Origin of the sequence: Streptomyces bungoensis, from assembly GCF_001514215.1 — a bacterium.
Classification (GTDB): domain Bacteria; phylum Actinomycetota; class Actinomycetes; order Streptomycetales; family Streptomycetaceae; genus Streptomyces; species Streptomyces bungoensis.
Genome location: NZ_KQ948854.1, coordinates 416,328 through 431,949, shown reverse-complemented (window position 1 = coordinate 431,949; position 15,622 = coordinate 416,328). Strand labels below are relative to the sequence as shown.

At 74.9% G+C, this 15,622-nt stretch carries 15 protein-coding genes; 5 read left to right on the top strand and 10 right to left on the bottom strand.

Features of this window, described 5'->3' with window-relative positions; genetic code table 11:
* Window positions 1-178: 178 nt before the first annotated feature.
* Window positions 179-2,218 (top strand): MDR family MFS transporter, encoded by a 2,040-nt coding sequence (locus tag AQJ66_RS12200; protein WP_061920074.1) that lies wholly within the window; start codon window positions 179-181, stop codon window positions 2,216-2,218.
* On the opposite strand, the gene AQJ66_RS12195 is transcribed toward AQJ66_RS12200, so the two are convergent.
* The gene (locus tag AQJ66_RS12195) at window positions 2,205-2,774 is read right to left on the bottom strand and encodes a GNAT family N-acetyltransferase (RefSeq protein WP_061920072.1); all 570 of its coding nucleotides are present in this window, start codon (window positions 2,772-2,774) and stop codon (window positions 2,205-2,207) included. The two genes, AQJ66_RS12200 and AQJ66_RS12195, sit on opposite strands and share 14 nt — an antisense overlap.
* Before the next feature lie 128 nt (window positions 2,775-2,902).
* On the opposite strand from AQJ66_RS12195, the gene AQJ66_RS12190 reads away from it, so the two are divergent.
* On the top strand, window positions 2,903-3,568 hold the full coding sequence (locus AQJ66_RS12190; protein ID WP_061920070.1) for a hypothetical protein: 666 nt from the start codon (window positions 2,903-2,905) through the stop codon (window positions 3,566-3,568).
* Window positions 3,569-3,571: 3 nt separating this feature from the next.
* A complete protein-coding gene (locus tag AQJ66_RS40020) occupies window positions 3,572-4,330 on the top strand; it encodes a hypothetical protein (RefSeq protein WP_244162805.1) in 759 nt (252 codons plus the stop codon).
* A gap of 42 nt (window positions 4,331-4,372) precedes the next feature.
* Here the strand turns inward: AQJ66_RS40020 and AQJ66_RS12180 are convergent, their stop codons facing one another.
* Window positions 4,373-4,807 carry a DnaJ family domain-containing protein gene (locus AQJ66_RS12180; RefSeq protein WP_061920068.1) on the bottom strand — a complete coding sequence of 145 codons (435 nt, stop codon included), beginning with the start codon at window positions 4,805-4,807 and terminating at the stop codon, window positions 4,373-4,375.
* A 99-nt stretch (window positions 4,808-4,906) separates the two neighbouring features.
* Between AQJ66_RS12180 and AQJ66_RS12175 the strand changes: the two genes are divergently transcribed.
* Window positions 4,907-5,299: a hypothetical protein gene (locus AQJ66_RS12175; protein WP_061920067.1), complete on the top strand. Its 393-nt coding sequence runs from the start codon at window positions 4,907-4,909 to the stop codon at window positions 5,297-5,299.
* A gap of 33 nt (window positions 5,300-5,332) precedes the next feature.
* Here AQJ66_RS12175 and AQJ66_RS12170 read toward each other — a convergent pair whose 3' ends face one another.
* Complete coding sequence (locus AQJ66_RS12170; RefSeq protein WP_061920065.1) at window positions 5,333-6,004, bottom strand: O-methyltransferase; 672 nt, start codon at window positions 6,002-6,004, stop codon at window positions 5,333-5,335.
* A gap of 172 nt (window positions 6,005-6,176) precedes the next feature.
* On the bottom strand, window positions 6,177-7,556 hold the full coding sequence (gene proP, locus AQJ66_RS12165; RefSeq protein WP_061920063.1) for a glycine betaine/L-proline transporter ProP: 1,380 nt from the start codon (window positions 7,554-7,556) through the stop codon (window positions 6,177-6,179).
* A gap of 366 nt (window positions 7,557-7,922) precedes the next feature.
* On the opposite strand from proP, the gene AQJ66_RS12160 reads away from it, so the two are divergent.
* Window positions 7,923-8,147, top strand: coding sequence for a hypothetical protein (locus tag AQJ66_RS12160; protein WP_061920061.1), 225 nt, complete (start codon window positions 7,923-7,925; stop codon window positions 8,145-8,147).
* Window positions 8,148-8,768: 621 nt separating this feature from the next.
* On the opposite strand, the gene AQJ66_RS12155 is transcribed toward AQJ66_RS12160, so the two are convergent.
* The 6 genes from AQJ66_RS12155 to AQJ66_RS12130 form a co-directional block, all read right to left on the bottom strand.
* Window positions 8,769-9,185 (bottom strand): aggregation-promoting factor C-terminal-like domain-containing protein, encoded by a 417-nt coding sequence (locus AQJ66_RS12155; RefSeq protein ID WP_061920059.1) that lies wholly within the window; start codon window positions 9,183-9,185, stop codon window positions 8,769-8,771.
* 351 nt (window positions 9,186-9,536) lie between these two features.
* The gene (locus AQJ66_RS12150; RefSeq protein WP_079060187.1) at window positions 9,537-10,451 is read right to left on the bottom strand and encodes an ECF transporter S component; all 915 of its coding nucleotides are present in this window, start codon (window positions 10,449-10,451) and stop codon (window positions 9,537-9,539) included.
* Window positions 10,448-12,511: an ABC transporter ATP-binding protein gene (locus tag AQJ66_RS12145; RefSeq protein WP_061920057.1), complete on the bottom strand. Its 2,064-nt coding sequence runs from the start codon at window positions 12,509-12,511 to the stop codon at window positions 10,448-10,450. Before AQJ66_RS12145 ends, AQJ66_RS12150 begins: the two co-directional genes overlap by 4 nt.
* Window positions 12,508-13,632 carry a CbiQ family ECF transporter T component gene (locus AQJ66_RS12140; protein ID WP_107118918.1) on the bottom strand — a complete coding sequence of 375 codons (1,125 nt, stop codon included), beginning with the start codon at window positions 13,630-13,632 and terminating at the stop codon, window positions 12,508-12,510. Before AQJ66_RS12140 ends, AQJ66_RS12145 begins: the two co-directional genes overlap by 4 nt.
* Complete coding sequence (locus tag AQJ66_RS12135; RefSeq protein ID WP_061920055.1) at window positions 13,625-14,287, bottom strand: SCO2322 family protein; 663 nt, start codon at window positions 14,285-14,287, stop codon at window positions 13,625-13,627. The genes AQJ66_RS12140 and AQJ66_RS12135 overlap by 8 nt, the downstream gene beginning before the upstream one ends.
* Entirely contained in the window at window positions 14,284-15,513 is a 1,230-nt protein-coding gene (locus AQJ66_RS12130) for an SCO2321 family membrane protein (protein WP_061920053.1), read from the bottom strand. Before AQJ66_RS12130 ends, AQJ66_RS12135 begins: the two co-directional genes overlap by 4 nt.
* Between the last annotated feature and the right edge of the window lie 109 nt (window positions 15,514-15,622).

The window sequence follows — 15,622 nt, the reverse complement described above, 5'->3', positions numbered from 1 at the left end:
CGTTCGTCCCCTCCCCTCGGGAACTCCAGAGTTTATGCAGAGCTCCTCCACATCCGCCGCGCGGGACGACCGGACGAGCGGGTGAGAAACCCTGGACACAGGGGACTCAAGAGGCCATAAAAGATGACACCACCCAGGATGGTAGGGGTGCACCCGAGCCCCGGCAGGGGAGGTCTCCATGACCCTGGACACGCACGGCACGGCGAAGGACGTGCAGTCCGGCGAGCACGTCTCCGGCAACGTGCTCGTCTCGATCGGCGCCCTGCTGCTCGGGCTGCTGCTGGCCGCGCTCGACCAGACCATCGTGGCGACCGCGCTGCCCACCATCGTCAGTGATCTGGGCGGCCTGGAGCACCTGTCCTGGGTCGTCACCGCCTACCTGCTCGCCTCGACCGCCGCGACCCCGCTGTGGGGCAAGCTCGGCGACCAGTACGGGCGCAAGCGGCTGTTCCAGACGGCGATCGTCATCTTCCTCATCGGCTCCGCGCTGTGCGGCATGGCCCAGAACATGCCCCAGCTGATCGGCTTCCGGGCGCTGCAGGGCCTGGGTGGCGGCGGCCTGATGGTGCTGTCGATGGCGATCGTCGGGGACATCGTGCCGCCGCGCGAACGAGGCCGCTACCAGGGGCTGTTCGGCGCCGTGTTCGGCGCCACCAGTGTGCTCGGGCCGCTGCTCGGCGGGCTGTTCACCGAGCATCTGAGCTGGCGCTGGGTGTTCTACGTCAACCTGCCCGTCGGCGTCGTCGCCCTCGCCGTGATCGCCACCGCCCTGCGCATCCCGCGCCGGACCGCCCACCACGTCATCGACTACCTCGGCACCTTCCTGATCGCCGCGGTCGCCACCTGCCTCGTCCTCGTCGCCTCGCTCGGCGGCACGACGTGGGCGTGGGGCTCGGCGCAGACCATCGGGCTCGCCGTCCTCGGGGTCGTCCTGGCCGTCGCGTTCGTCGCCGTCGAGCGGCGCGCCGCCGAACCGGTGCTGCCGCTCAAGCTGTTCGGGATCCGCACCTTCTCGCTCGCCGCCCTCATCAGCTTCATCGTCGGCTTCGCCATGTTCGGCGCGATGACCTATCTGCCGACCTTCCTGCAGGTCGTGCACGGCATCTCGCCGACCATGTCCGGGGTGCACATGCTGCCGATGGTGTTCGGCCTGCTGCTGTCCTCCACCGCCTCCGGGCAGATCGTGAGCCGCACCGGCCGCTGGAAGGTGTTCCCGGTCGCGGGCACCGCCGTGACCACCGTCGGCCTGCTCCTGCTGCACCGGCTGGACGAGCACAGCTCGACCGCCGTGATGAGCGTGTACTTCTTCGTCTTCGGCCTGGGCCTCGGCCTGGTGCTGCAAGTCCTCGTCCTGATCGTGCAGAACGCGGTGTCGTACGAGGACCTGGGCGTCGCCACCTCCGGCGCGACCTTCTTCCGCTCCATCGGCGCGTCCTTCGGCGTCGCCATCTTCGGCAGCGTCTTCGCCGGCCGCCTCGGCGACACGCTCGCCGACGCCTTGCGGGGCGTGCGGCTGCCGCCCGGGGTGAGCGCCGACGCGCTGAAGTCCGACCCGCGCGGCATCGCCGCCCTGCCACCCGCCCTGCGCCCGGCGGCCCTGCACGCGTACGCCTCGGCCATCACCGACGTCTTCCTCTACGCCGCCCCGGTCGCCGCCCTCGGCTTCGTCCTCGCGTGGTTCCTGAAGGAGGACCGGCTGCGCGGCTCGGTGACCGCGCCGGACGCCTCCGAGACCATCCCGCCCAACCCGGTGGAGCGCTCCTCCTACGAGGAGGTGTCCCGCGCGCTGTCCGTGCTCGGCACCCGCGAGGGGCGCCGGCAGATCTACCGGGAGATCACCGAGCGGGCCGGCTACGACCTGCTGCCCGCGGCGAGCTGGATGCTGCTGCGCATCCGCCGGTACGGGTCGGTGGAGCCGGGCGTGCTCGCCGAGCGCACCTCGGTCCCGTTGCAGGCGGTCATGGCCGCCGCCCGCCAGATCGAGGAGCGGCGTCTGGTCGAACGCCGGGGCCTGGACATGGTGCTGACCGAGTCCGGCCGCTGGACCGCGGAACGGCTGGCCACGGCCCGCGAGGAGTCCCTGGCCGAGCTGCTCGGCGACTGGTGGACCCCGGGCCGGTCCACCGACCTGGACCGGCTGGTGAAGGACCTCACCGGTGAACTGTGCGGCAGGGAGCGGGAGCGGCCGCACAACGGCACGGTCCTCAGGACCGGTTGACGGCCCCGGCCCCCTCCTCCGCCTCCGTCCCGGGCCCGGCCTCGGGGGCCGGCAGGTCCTTGCGGAACCAGTGCTCGGCGTACGGGTCGTCGTTGTGGGGCGCGGTCTCGGTGTAGCCGAGGCGGGCGTACAGGGCGCGGGCCTCGACCAGGTCGGCGCGGGTGTCCAGGAGCAGCCGCCGGGCGCCCAGCCGGCGGGCCGCCTCCTCGGCGGCGGCCACCAGCAGCGCGGCCCCGCCCCGGCCGCGCAGCTCCTCGCGCACGAACACCCGGGTGAGTTCGGCCGTCCCGGGCGTGTCCGGGTCCGGCAGCCGCACCCCCGCCGTCCCGGCCGGCTCGCCGTCGTACCGGGCCACCAGCAACTGCCCGCTCGGCGGGGCCAGTTCGGCGCCGGTGTGGGCCGCGACCTCCCGCTCCAGCTCCTCGGGGTCGGTGCGGTGCCCCTCGTGCAGCAGGTACCAGCGGTCGCTGACCTCCGTGTAGTACGCCCGCCAGAGCGCGGCGGCGACCGGCGAGTCGTACGGTTCCGGAGCGATCGTCCACGTCATGCCGGCCATTCTCGGCCGTCGCCACGGTCCCGCCGCAACCGGATACGCGGTCGCCGGCGGCCCCGTTTGTGGGCCGTGTTCCGGGTCACACGAGACATGTACCGGCCAGTGGGGCCGGTCCGACCCGGAAGGCAACCATGTCCACAGGCTGGATCATCGCTGTGATCGTGATCGCGGCGGTCGTGGTGCTCGCGGCCACCGTGATCCTGCGCGCCCGCGGCAGGCACGGCGGGCCGGACCTGAAGCGGCGCTTCGGGCCCGAGTACGAACGGACCGTGGCCCGGCACGACGGGGACACCCGGGCCGCCGAACGGGAGCTGACCGAGCGCGTCGAACGCCACGGCAAGCTCAGCGAACGCCCGCTGGACCCGGCCGAGCGGGACCGGTACGCGCAGCGCTGGACGGCCGTCCAGGAGCGGTTCGTCGACGAGCCCCGGGAGGCCGTCGCCGAGGCCGACCGGCTCCTCGCGGAGGTCGCCGGCGCCCGCGGCTACCCGGATGCCGGGCGGTACGAGGAGCAGCTCGCCGCGCTGTCCGTGCACCACGCCCACCATGTCGAGGGCTACCGGCTGCTGCACCGGGCGACCCGGACCGGGGCGACCGGGACGGACGGCGGCACGGAGGAGCTGCGGACGGCGCTCGTGGAGGCCCGCGCGCTCTTCGACGACCTGATCGACACCCATGGCACGGGTGGCCGGCACCGCGCCGGCGCCGTGTCCGGCACGGGCACCGGCGACGCCGGTGCCCCCGCCCGCCCCCACACGTCGTGGTCCCTGCACCGGGGCCGTCCGAAGGAGAGCTGAGTCATGGCGCAGGACAGAGAGACCGGGCCGGGCACCGAGGGGTACGGCGAGCACCGGCCCGGGAACGACATCACCGGCGCCACCCGTGAGCCGGGAGACGGGCGCACCCCGGGCGGACGCCTGCCGGGCGAGCCGGGCACCGGCGCGGAGCCCGGCCACGGCGCGGGCTCGCGGTCCGGCCTGGGCTCCGGCCCGGGTGAACCGGTGAGCGGTGAGCGGCTGTCCGGCGACCGCATACCGGGGGCCACGGAGAGCCCGGCGGCGGACGCGCGGGGCGAGCAGGCCCTGGGTGCGGCGGGCCGGGAGCGTGCGGCGCAGGGTGCGCCGATGCCGGACGACGGGCTCGGTTCGCCGTCCTCGGGTGCCGTCGCCGGACGCGGGGCGGGCGGCACGGAGAGCGGGGCGGCGGACGCCCGGCCGAGCACACCGGGCGACACCGCCCGTACCGGTGGCGGGCACGCCGGTACGGCGGAGGCCGCCGAGACCCCGCTGCTGGCGCACGAGGAGTCGGAGCGGTTCGAGGAGCGGCTGCGGCAGACGGTCGCCGGATTCGTGGACGAGCCCCGCGCGGCGGTCGAGGAGGCCGACCGCGAGCTCGAGGAGATCGCCGCACGGTTCAGCGAGGCCGTGACCCGGCGCCGTCGCACCCTGCGCATGTCCTGGCAGGGCGACGAGGACCGCCCCACCGAGTCCGACACCGAGCGGCTGCGCCTGGCGCTGCGGGACTACCGCGAGCTGGCCGGACGCCTGCTGCACCTCTGACCTCTTGAGCGGACGGCGGCCCCGGCCCTGCGGCCGGGGCCGTCAGCCGTGTGCGCCCGGCAGGTCTCGCGCGGCGGCGGCCCGGCGCCGGTGCCACTCCCGTACGACCTCTTCGACGTCGTACGGCTTCTTGCCGAGCGGCGGGCCGGGCGGGGGCTTGAACATCATGTCGCGGATCTTCACGTTGACGTCCGTGATGATCTTCCGGACGACCCGCTCCGAGGGGGCCGCGTAGGCCGCGGCGAGCGCGTCCTCGGCCTCCTTGCGCAGGGCCAGCGCGGGCGGCAGGACCGCCAGCCCCTCGCGGGCCATCTTCCGCTTGACCCACCACAGTTCGTCGTACGCCGACTCCAGCTCGGCGGGCAGCGGCTCACCCGCGCCCGGCAGCCGGTCGAACTCGCCGCGGCCCTGGGCGTCCCGGATCTGCTTGTCCACCCAGGACTCGAACGGAACGCCTGGCGGCTTGCGCTCGGTCATGAGCCCATTGTGCCGGACATGACCCTGCCGGGCGTTTTATCATGCGGCGGCGGTGCGGTGAATCAGCCACCGCACAGGAACGTCTCAGGGGGAACGCACGTGCTCGAACTCACCATGGCCGCCGTCTCGGAGGCCGACACGGGTGTCACGGCCGGCATGACGATGGCCGACGCGCCCAGCGAGCCGGGCGCGGTGCTGCGAGTGGGCCGGGACGCCTCCGTGTGCCGGCTGGTCACGCCCGAGGACTGGCTGTTCGTCTCCCGGGCGCACCTGGAGTTCAGTTGCGGTCCCGACGGCGCCTGGCAGCTCGTCTGGCTGCGCGGTTCGCAGGCCGAGCCGTCGGCCGAGGTGCGGCTCACCGTCGGCGAGTACGCGCAGACCGTCGCCTACGGCGGGTCCGTGGTGCTGCCGCGCGGCGGCGCGGGCGAGGTCATCATCCAGGACCGCACCGAGCCGCGCAGCGTCAACGTGGGCTTCTACCACGAGGTGTGAGTCCCGCCGGGCGCGCGTTCCGCCCGGCCGGGCTCAGGCCAGTACCCGGGCCAGCGCGAAGCCGTCGTACCCCTTGCTGCCCACGGTCTGGATCGCCGTGCCGCTGAGCCTCGGGTGGGTGGCGATCAGCTCGATGGCGGCGCGGGTGCCGACGACGTCGGGCTCCGCGCTGGCGGCGTCGACGACCCGCCCGCCGCGCACCACGTTGTCCACGACGATGAGGCTGCCCGCGCGGGTCAGCCGCAGCGCCCACTCCACGTAGTGCGGGTTGTTGGCCTTGTCGGCGTCGATGAACACCAGGTCGAACGGGGCCGGGTTCTCGTCGGCGAGCTTGGGCAGCGACTCCAGGGCGGGGCCGACGCGCACCTCGGCGACGCGGTCCAGGCCCGCGCGGGCGATGTTGCGGGTGGCGACCTCGGCGTGCTTGGCGTTGTACTCCAGCGAGACCAGCCTGCCGTCGGCCGGCAGGGCACGGGCCAGCCAGATGGTGCTGTAGCCGCCCAGGGTGCCGATCTCCAGGATGCTGCGGGCGCCCTGGATCTGGGCGAGCAGCTGGAGGAACTTGCCCTGCGGCGCGGTGACCCCGATGGGCGGCAGCCCCGCGGCCTCGCTCTCGCGCAGGGCTGCCTCGAGCGCGTCGTCGTCCGGTGAGAGACGACTGCTGAAGTAGGTGTCCACGTCGTCCCAGTGCTGCGACCCGCTCATGAGCCTGCTGCCTTTCCCGAGTGTCTGCGCTTCCCCTGCATCGTCTCAGCAGAGGGGCGCGGACGGGGAGATCGCCTGGCGCGAGGCGGTCACGGAGGCGGCGGACCGCAGCCGCCGCGCGGCGCTCACCGCCCCTGCCGGGGCGGCCCGGAGCGCGCGGCGCCCACCGTTCCTACCGGGTCTCCTCGGCCACCGCGGGCGCGGACCCCGGCAGCGGGCGGCCCGCCGACTCGGCCATCCGCCACACGGCGAACCCGCCGACGACGGCCGCGGCCATCATGTAGTAAGCGGGCATCATCATGTTGCCGGTCGCCCCGATCAGGGCGGTGACCACGAGCGGCGTCGTGCCGCCGAAGAGGGACACCGACACGTTGAAGCCGATCGACAGGGACCCGTAGCGGACGCGGGTCGGGAAGAGCGCGGGCAGCGCGGCCGGCATGGCGGCCGTGAAGCAGACCAGCAGCAGACCCAGCGCGCTCATGCCGAGCGCGACCGCCAGGAGGCTGCCCTGGCGGATCAGCAGCAGGGCCGGGACCGACAGCAGCAGGAAGCCCGCGCAGCCGGCCGCGATCATCGGGCGCACGCCGATCCGGTCGCTCAGCAGACCGGCGAAGGGCTGCACGATCATCATCAGGACCATCACGCCCAGCACCACCAGCAGGCCGTGCGTCTCGTCGTACTTGAGCTCACTGGTCAGGTAGCTCGGCATGTACGACAGCAGCATGTAGTCCGTGACGTTGTAGATCAGCACCAGGCCCATGCACACCAGCAGCGCCTTCCACTGGCCCGCCACCATGTCGCGCAGCGGCACCTTCGGCCGGGCGGTCTCCGCCTTCTCGACCTCGGCCGCGAACGCCGGGGTCTCCTCCAGGCGCAGCCGCAGGTAGAGGCCGATGACGCCCATCGGGCCCGCGATCAGGAACGGGATCCGCCAGCCCCAGGACAGCAGGTCGTGCGAGGACAGCAGCGCCGTCATCAGGGTCACCAGGCCCGCGCCGCCGACGTAACCGGCGAGCGTGCCGAACTCCAGCCAGCTGCCGAGGAAGCCGCGCTTCTTGTCCGGGGCGTACTCGGCGATGAAGGTGGTCGCGCCGGCGTACTCGCCACCGGTGGAGAAGCCCTGCACCAGCCGGGCGGCCAGCAGGAGCAGCGGGGCGCCGACGCCGATCGAGGCGTACGACGGGATCAGGCCGATCGCGAAGGTGCCGACGGCCATCATGATCATGGTGACGGCCAGGACCTTCTGGCGGCCGATGCGGTCGCCGAGCGGCCCGAAGACCATGCCGCCGATCGGACGGACCACGAAGGCCGCCGCGAAGGCGCCGAACGTCGACAGCAACTGCGCGGTCGGGTTGCCCGAGGGGAAGAAGACCTTGCCCAGGGTGACTGCGATGTAGCTGTAGACACCGAAGTCGAACCACTCCATCGCGTTGCCCAGCGCGGCCGCCTTCACGGCGCGCCTGACCAGTGCGGGGTCGGTGACGGTGACGTCGGAGGCCTGTGCGGCCCGCCGGCTCTTCTGATGCGGGATGGCGGTGGTCACGGTCGCCACAACGGCGCTCGCCTGCCTTTCGACGGGGACGGGGACACGGCCCGGGCGGCGGCGGTGACGCGGGGCCGGAAAGCGACGATAGGCGCCGTTCGGCCCCTTACGTCACGTACGCGAGTCGATGCACAGGGCAGCTAAATGTCGTGTACGCAGGTACGTCTGCCCACTTTCGGGCAGGCATTCCGGTCGCTCGCTGTGATCCTTCTCGCGTCACGGGTGTGCGGGCGCATACCGCGCGCACTATCGCCATACGGACAAAACGACCACAGGCGTTGGGTGCCGCAGCGGGCGCGCGGCGGGAACCCGGCGCGGGTGACGCCCGGAACGGACGGGGCGCGCCCACCGGTAGTCCACGGGCCGGCGCGCATCGTGATCGTGGCGCTGTGGTGGTGGCTGAAGGCGCTGGGCGTGCTGCATCCGCTGTTCACGGCCTCCGCGATCGTGGCGACCGCGAACCACGGGGTGCTGGACGCGGCCGGCGGCGCCGCCGTGGTCGGCGCCGGTTTCGCCCTGACCCGTCTGCTCTCCGGGCCGCGCGTGGTCGCGGTGACGGAACGGGAGGGCGGCCGGAGAACGGCACCGGCCGTCCGCTGACCGGGAGGTCCTCACCGCTCACCACCCCGATCCGCCCGGACTTCGGCGCGCACCCCGCGGGGACGCGACGGCAGCACGGGCCGCCGAGGTCCTCGGCCGCTCCCGCCCTCGTGCCGGCCGCGGCCGCACTCGCGCTCGGGCTGCGGGGGATCGACCGGCACCACGGCATGTGGCGCGACGAGTCCGTCACCTACGAGGTGGCCCACCGCTCCCTGGGCGCCCTGTGGTGCCTGCTCGGCCACGTCGACGCCTGCACGGCCTCTACTGCGTGCTCACGCACGCCGTGTTCGCCCTCTGGGACGGCGGGCCGGTCGCCCTGCGCCTGCCCTCGGTCCTGGGAGCCGGCCTCTGGGCCCGTACCCCCGGGAGGTGGCCGAGCGTGAGGAGTCGCGCGGGCGCTTCGTGGTGTGCGAGCGGATCTCCGTGCGGGGGCCCGGGTGACCGTGTACGCGTGGCCGGGGCGGTGCGGCACCGCGGATCACCACGGAGGCGAGCGTCGATCGGCGCCGCACACGCGCGCACCCTCGCCCGGCAGTGGAGGGCGAGGGTGCGGGTGTGCGTGGGGTGGCGGCTGCGGCCGTACGGGGCCGGTGCCGGCCGTGCCGGATCGGCTGTGCCGGATCAGTACCAGCCGTTGGCCTGCCAGAAGGACCAGGCCTTCGCGGGGCTGCCGTAACGGGAGTTCATGTAGTCCAGACCCCACTTGATCTGGGTGGCCGGGTTGGTCTTCCAGTCGGAGCCGGCCGAGGACATCTTCGACGCCGGCAGGGCCTGGACCAGGCCGTAGGCGCCGGAGGAGCTGTTGGTGGCGGCGGGGTTCCAGCCGCTCTCCCGCTCCACGATCTTGCTGAACGCGTTGAACTGCGCGGCGTCCGGGATCATCTTGTGCGCGATCGCCTGGGCGGAGGAGGCCGACGCGGGGGTGGCGGCCTGGGCGGGCGCCGCGGACAGGGCCATGCCCGTGGTGGCGGCGACCAGGGCGGCGGCGGTGAAGGCCTTCTTCGGGGAAGCGATGCGGCGGATGAAGGAGACGGACACGGAGAACCTCTTGCGTCGGGGACGGGGAGTCGCCCGTGTGCGGGACCACCAGTGAGGCGGTGGCCGGCCGCATACGTCGGCGCCTCGACCCGAGAGGGCCGGTGGCGCCTGGCGACGTCGTCCAGAGAAACAGGCTCGAAACGCGTCCGCAATGACCCCTTTTACTAGTTGTGGCCGGATGGAGGGGAAATATCGCTCGTGTGGCGCGGCTCTCAATGCGCAGGTCAGACGGGGTGCATCGAGGGACGTAACGGACATACCGGTCTACGGCTTCCGGTCGTAGGTGACCTGCGTCATGTGGGGTGCTTCACGCGCCGGCTGACCCGGCGGACACGCCCGCTCACGCAGCGCTCACCCGGGGGGCGCGTCGAATGTGACCGCGGTCTCGAAGGCGGCGCGCCGCGTGGCCCGGCGCAGGGCGCGCAGCACCGCCGGGCCGAGGGCGAGCGTCAGGACCACCGTGCAGACCGCCCGGCCCAGGTCCCAGCCGAGGGAGGTGGCCAGGCAGTAGGCGACGAACCGGGCCAGGTTGGCGGGGACCTCGGCGTGCGGGTCGAAGGAGATGCCGGAGGCCGAGCGGTCCAGGAAGGGCCAGCCCGCCAGGTTCATGACCGTGCCGTAGGCCAGGGCGGCGAGGAAGCCGTAGAGCGCCAGCAGCAGCAGTTCGGCGCGCCCGCGCAGCCGGACCGGGGCGGGCAGGCAGCCCGCACCCATCGTGAACCAGCCCATCGACAGCATCTGGAAGGGCAGCCACGGGCCCACCCCGCCCGTGAGCAGCGCGGACGCGAACATGGTGATCGAGCCGAGCGCGAAGCCGAAGCCGGGGCCGAGGACCCGGCCGCTGAGCACCATCAGGAAGAACATCGGCTCGATCCCGGCCGTGCCCGCGCCGACCGGCCGCAGCGCCGCCCCGGTCGCGGCCAGCACCCCCAGCATGGCGACGGCCTTCGGCCCGAGGTCCGACTCGGAGATCGTCGCCGCCACGACCGCCACGAGCAGCACCAGCAGACCGGCGAAGAGCCAGGGGGCGTCCTGTGCGTGGGCGCTGAGCTGCGAGGTGGGCGGGGCGAGGAAGGGCCACAGGAAGGCGACCGCCCCGACCGCGCTGACCAGGACCAGCGCGGCGAGGGACCGGGGGCCCAGCCGGACGGCGCGCAGGGCGCGCGGGGCGGGGGCGGGCCGGCCCGCGGGGGAGCGGTGACCGGCCGGCGCGGGGTGGTCTCGGCCGGCGACGACGGCGGGGCGGTGGTCGGGCGGCGTCCTCATGACAGGGCCTGCCGTACCTCGGCGACCGTGAGCCACTGCTGCGGGGCCAGGATCTTCGTCACCTGGGGAGCGAACGACGGGGAGGAGACCACGACCTCGGCCGTCGGGCCGTCGGCGATCACCTCGCCCTCGGCGAGCAGCACCACCCGGTGCGCGATCTCGGCGGCCAGCTCCACGTCGTGCGTGGCGAGCACGATCGCGTGCCCCTCGGCGGCCAGCGCGCGCAACACGGCGACCAGGCGTCCCTTGGCCCCGTAGTCCAGGCCGCGCGTCGGCTCGTCGAGCAGCAGCAGGGGCGGGCGGGCGGTCAGCACGACGGCCAGCGCGAGCGCCAGGCGCTGCCCCTCGGAGAGGTCGCGGGGGTGGGTGGCGTCCGTGATGCCCGGCAGCAGGCGGGTCACCAGGGCCCGGCAGGTGCCGGGTTCGGCGCCCGTGTCCCGGTCGGCCGCCGCGCACTCGGCGGCCACGGTGTCGGCGTACAGCAGGTCGCGCGGCTCCTGCGGGACGAGACCGACCCGGCGGAGCAGGTCGCGGGCCGGCACCCGGTGCGGGACGGCTCCGCCGACGCGCACCGTGCCGCCGGTGGGCTCGACCAGTCCGACCAGCGAGTTCAGCAACGTCGACTTGCCGGCGCCGTTGCGGCCCATCAGCGCGATCGTCTCGCCGGGGGCCACGGTCAGATCGACGTGCCGCAACGCCTCGACCCGGCCCCGGCGCACGGCCAGCGCCCGCACCTCGGCGACCTGCGCGGGACCGGACGGCGCCGCGACGGCCACCGCGCGCCGGAAGAGACGAGCCCGGAGACCGGTCCGGCCGGGCCGGCCGTGGGTGACCGGTGCCGGAGCGTCCGCAACGGGGGCGGCCGCGGTGGGTGTGCCGTCCGCCGGGGCCTGCGGGTCGGGGTCCGGCCGGACTCCGGTGACCGGTGCCGGAGTGTCCGGAACAGGGGCGGCCGCGGTGGGTGTACCAGCCGTCGGGGCCTGTGGGCCGGGGGTTGGGCGGCTTGTGGCCGGTACCGCGGTGGTCGGCGTGCCATCCGCCGGGGCCTGCGGGTCGGGATCCGGCCGGCCCTCAGTGGCCGGTGCCGCGGTGGTCGACGTGCCGTCCGTCGGGGCCTGTGCGCCGGGGGCTGGGCGGCTCCCGGTGACCGGTATCGGAGCGTCCGGAACACGGGCAGCGGTGGTCGGTGTGCCGTCCGCCGGTGTCCCCGGGGCGGGGGCCGGACGGCCCGGCGCGGCGCCTGCCGCCGCCAGGCGCTCCCGCAGAGCGCCCGCTCTGCGGCGCGCGTCCCGGACCGTCAGGGGCAGCGGGGACCAGCCCGCCAGCCGGCCGAGGTCGACGACCGGCGGGTACACCGGGGACACGGCCATCACCTCCGCCGGGTCGCCGTACAGCGGGGCGGCGCCGGGGGCGGGCAGCAGGACGACCCGGTCCGCGTACTGGATCACGCGCTCCAGGCGGTGCTCGGCCAGCAGTACCGTCGTGCCGAGGTCGTGCACCAGCCGCTGCAGCAGGGCCAGGACCTCCTCCGCGGCGGCCGGGTCCAGCGCCGAGGTCGGCTCGTCGAGCACCAGGACCCGCGGGTGCGGGGTGAGCACCGAGCCGATCGCGACCCGCTGCCGCTGCCCGCCGGACAGCGTGGCGATGGGCCGGTCGCGCAGGCCGGCGAGGCCGAGCAGGTCGAGGGTCTCCTCCACGCGCCGGCGCATCACCGCCGGGGCGAGCCCCAGCGACTCCATTCCGTAGGCGAGTTCGTCCTCCACGGTGTCCGTCACGAAGTGGGCGAGCGGATCCTGCCCCACCGTGCCGACGACGTCGGCGAGTTCGCGCGGCTTGTGGGTGCGGGTGTCCCGGCCCGCGACCGTGACCCGCCCGCTCAGCGTGCCGCCGGTGAAGTGCGGCACGAGCCCGCTGACCGCGCCCAGCACGGTCGACTTGCCGGCCCCCGACGGACCGGCCAGCAGCACCAGTTCACCCTCGGGCACCTCGAAGTCCACACCGCGGACGGTCGGTTCGGCGGCACCCTCGTAGGTGACGCTCACCTGCTCGAAGCGGATCACGACGGCTCCTCGGTCTCCAGGGGGGCCTTCGGCACGACGAAGGCGGGCAGCAGGGCGAGCAGGACCGCCGCGGCCGGCCCCACGGGCAGCGCCGGGGCCACGAGCGGTACGACGCCGGGGTGCAGCGCCGCCGGGTCGCGGGCGGCGGCCAGGGCGAGCAGCGCGGCGACCGCCGCCCCCGAGCCCGCCACCAGCCAGGCCCGCACCCCCCACGGGTCCGGACGGTACCGGGTGCGCGGCGAACGCCGGCCGCCCAGCCGCAGGCCGGCGAGCGCGGCCGCGACCCCGAGGAGCAGTACCGGCAGCCCGTAGGCGCCGCCCTCCGCGGTGAGCAGCCCGTAGGTCCCCGCGCACACGCCGAGCAGGCCGCCGAGGGTCAGCGCGGTCGTCGTACGGCGCACCGGGGCCGCGACGGCGGCGGTACGGCCGTAGCCCCGGGCCTCCATCGCGGCGGCGAGCGCCACCGAACGCTCCAGCGCGCCCTCCAGCACCGGCAGTCCCACCTGGAGCAGGCCCCGCAGCCCCCGGTCCGGGCGGCCGCGCAGCCGGCGGGCGGCGCGCAGCCGCCGGACGTCGGCGACGAGGTGCGGGGCGAAGGTCAGGGCGACGACCACGGCCACGCCCACCTCGTACAGCGCCCCCGGCAGCGACTTCAGCAGCCGGGAGGGGGCGGCGAGGGCGTTCGCGGCGCCGACGCAGATCAGCAGGGTGGCCAGCTTCAGCCCGTCGTACGCGGCGAACAGGAGCGCCTCGGCGGTGACCCTGCCGCCGAGGCGGATGCCCTGCGCCCAGTGCGGGAGCGGGACTTCGGGCAGCGTGAACAGGGTGTGGGTGCCGGGGATGGGCGAGCCGAGCGCCGTCGCGAAGAAGAGGCGCACGAGCAGGACCGCGACGGCGAGCTTCGCGAAGGCGGTGTAGGAGCGGGCCCAGGGGGCGGGGGAGCGGTGCGTGGCCACGACGTAGCCGGACACGGCGACGAGCAGGGCGAGCAGGAGGGGATTGGTGGTGCGGGTCGCGGCCGTGCCCAGCCCGAGGGCCCACAGCCACCAGGCCCCCGGGTGCAGGGCGGCGGCACCCCGCGCGCCCCGGCGGGGGCCCGTCGCGGGACCGCTCCTAGACATCCCTGCGCCGCCGCGCCTGCCACACCGCCGCACCGGCCAGGACGGCGATCACTCCCGCGCCGATGGGCAGGCCGAGAGAGGGCCCGCTGTCCTGCCCGGCCTTCTCGTCACCACCGGCCGGCTTCTTGTCCCCGGCCGTCTGTCCGCCGCCGGACACCTGCTCCCCGCAGCCCTTGCGGGGATACCCGGCGATCGCGCACAGCAGGGCGTTGGTGTCGTAGCGCAGGGGCTTCGCGGTCGCGGCGAGGGCCTCGGCCGCCGTCGCGTCGGGGGCGACGCGGGCACAGACCGTGCGGCGGGCGGGCGGCCGCTCGCCGGAGGGGGCGTCCGCCGGGGTGCCGAAGTCGAGGACGAGGGCCACGCGCTTCGTGCCCGGTTTCGCGGGCGTGCCCGCGCAGATGGTGGCGAAGTCCGCCGTGCCGCGCGGCCGGGTGGCGTCCGCGGAGTCCGCGCTCACCGCGAACCGGAACCCCTGGACGGCGCCGTCGCCGGGGCGGGCCGTCGACGGGCCCTCGGTGGCGTACGTCCAGTGGCCGCCCGAGCGCTCCCAGAACGACCAGTAGCGGTACCCGGTCGCGTGCGCCGGCAGGGTGGCCTCGGCCACCAGGGCGAACGCGGCGACGAGCAGGGCCGTGGCACGGCGGACGGCGGTCACGGCTGCCGCTTCTTCCGGCGCCCGCCGAGCAGCAGGCCGAGGCCGGCGACCACGACGACACAGCTGCCGACGATCCACCAGACACGGGAACCGGAATCCCCGTCGGACTTCTCCGCCCGGCTCCCGGCGGCGGGCTTCGCCGCCTGCCGCGGAGCCGGCCCGAGCTTGTTCAGCGCCTGCACCAGGTCCGTGCCGCCGAAGTCGCGCGGATCGGCGCCGACGGCGTGCGCGGCGAGGATCAGCTGGGCGTAGGCGGCGGGACCGCTCTGCCGCGCCCACGTCGCCGCGTTCTTCTCCAGCCAGGCGTACGGCTTCTTCGCCTGCGCGGTCCAGCCGTCCGCCGCGAGCGCGACGACCGTGTCGGCGGTGTTGCCGTAGTCGGGCTGGTCCTTGGCGCCGGGCAGGGCGGACTTGAGGTGGCCGGTGCGGGCGACCGCGCCGGCCAGGTAGGCGGCGGCGTTGTCCGCGAGCCGTACGGGGGTGGCCTTGCCCGCCGCCGTGCAGGCGGGGGCCTTGTCCCGGGCCGTGCCCGGCCGCACCACGAAGCCCTTGCCGAGGGCGCCGAGCACACCCGCGGCCGTGGCGTCCGCGTTGGCGACCAGCTTGCCCTTCTTGTCGGGCTGGTAGGCGAGGGCGCCGCCGCCGTCCGCGGTGCAGTCGAGGGCCTGCGCGCGCAGCAGGTCGTACGGGCTGCCCTTGCCGAGGCGGAGCTTGCCGGGGTCCTGGCCGACCGCGGCGAAGGCGCCGACGACGACGGAGGTGGAGTTGGTGTCGCTCGGGCTGCCCGGCGTGTAGCCCCAGCCGCCGTCCTTGTTCTGCAGCGTCGACAGCCAGACCAGGGCCTTGCGGACCTCGGTGCCGTGCCCGCCGAGCGCCTGCAGGGCCTGGACGGCGGCGGCCGTGCTGTTGGTGTCGGGCTGGGCGCCGCCCTTGCCCTCGCAGGGCTTGGCGGTGTCGGCGCGGAACGCGGCGAAGCCGCCCTTGTCGCACTGCTGCCCCACCAGCCAGCCGACGGCCTGGGCGCCGGGCTTGTAACCGACCGTGTGCTGGGCCAGCAGGGCGAGCGACTGGCGCCACACGCCGTCGTACGTCGGGTCGGCCGTGCCGAACAGCCCTGCGGGGGCGCTCGCCTTGGGGGAGGGGGAGGCGCCGGCGGCCGTGGCGGGTGCGGCGGCGGCCAGCACGCCTATGGCGGCGAGGGCCGCGGCACTGCGGCGGACGTTCATGGGGGACTGCCTCTCCCTGCGGGGAGCCTGCAGCGCACGGGAACACCCCGGGCGGCTCGGCTCCGTAAACCTCGACGGTGCCGCGCGCGGCGGGCCGCCGCGCGCGTGA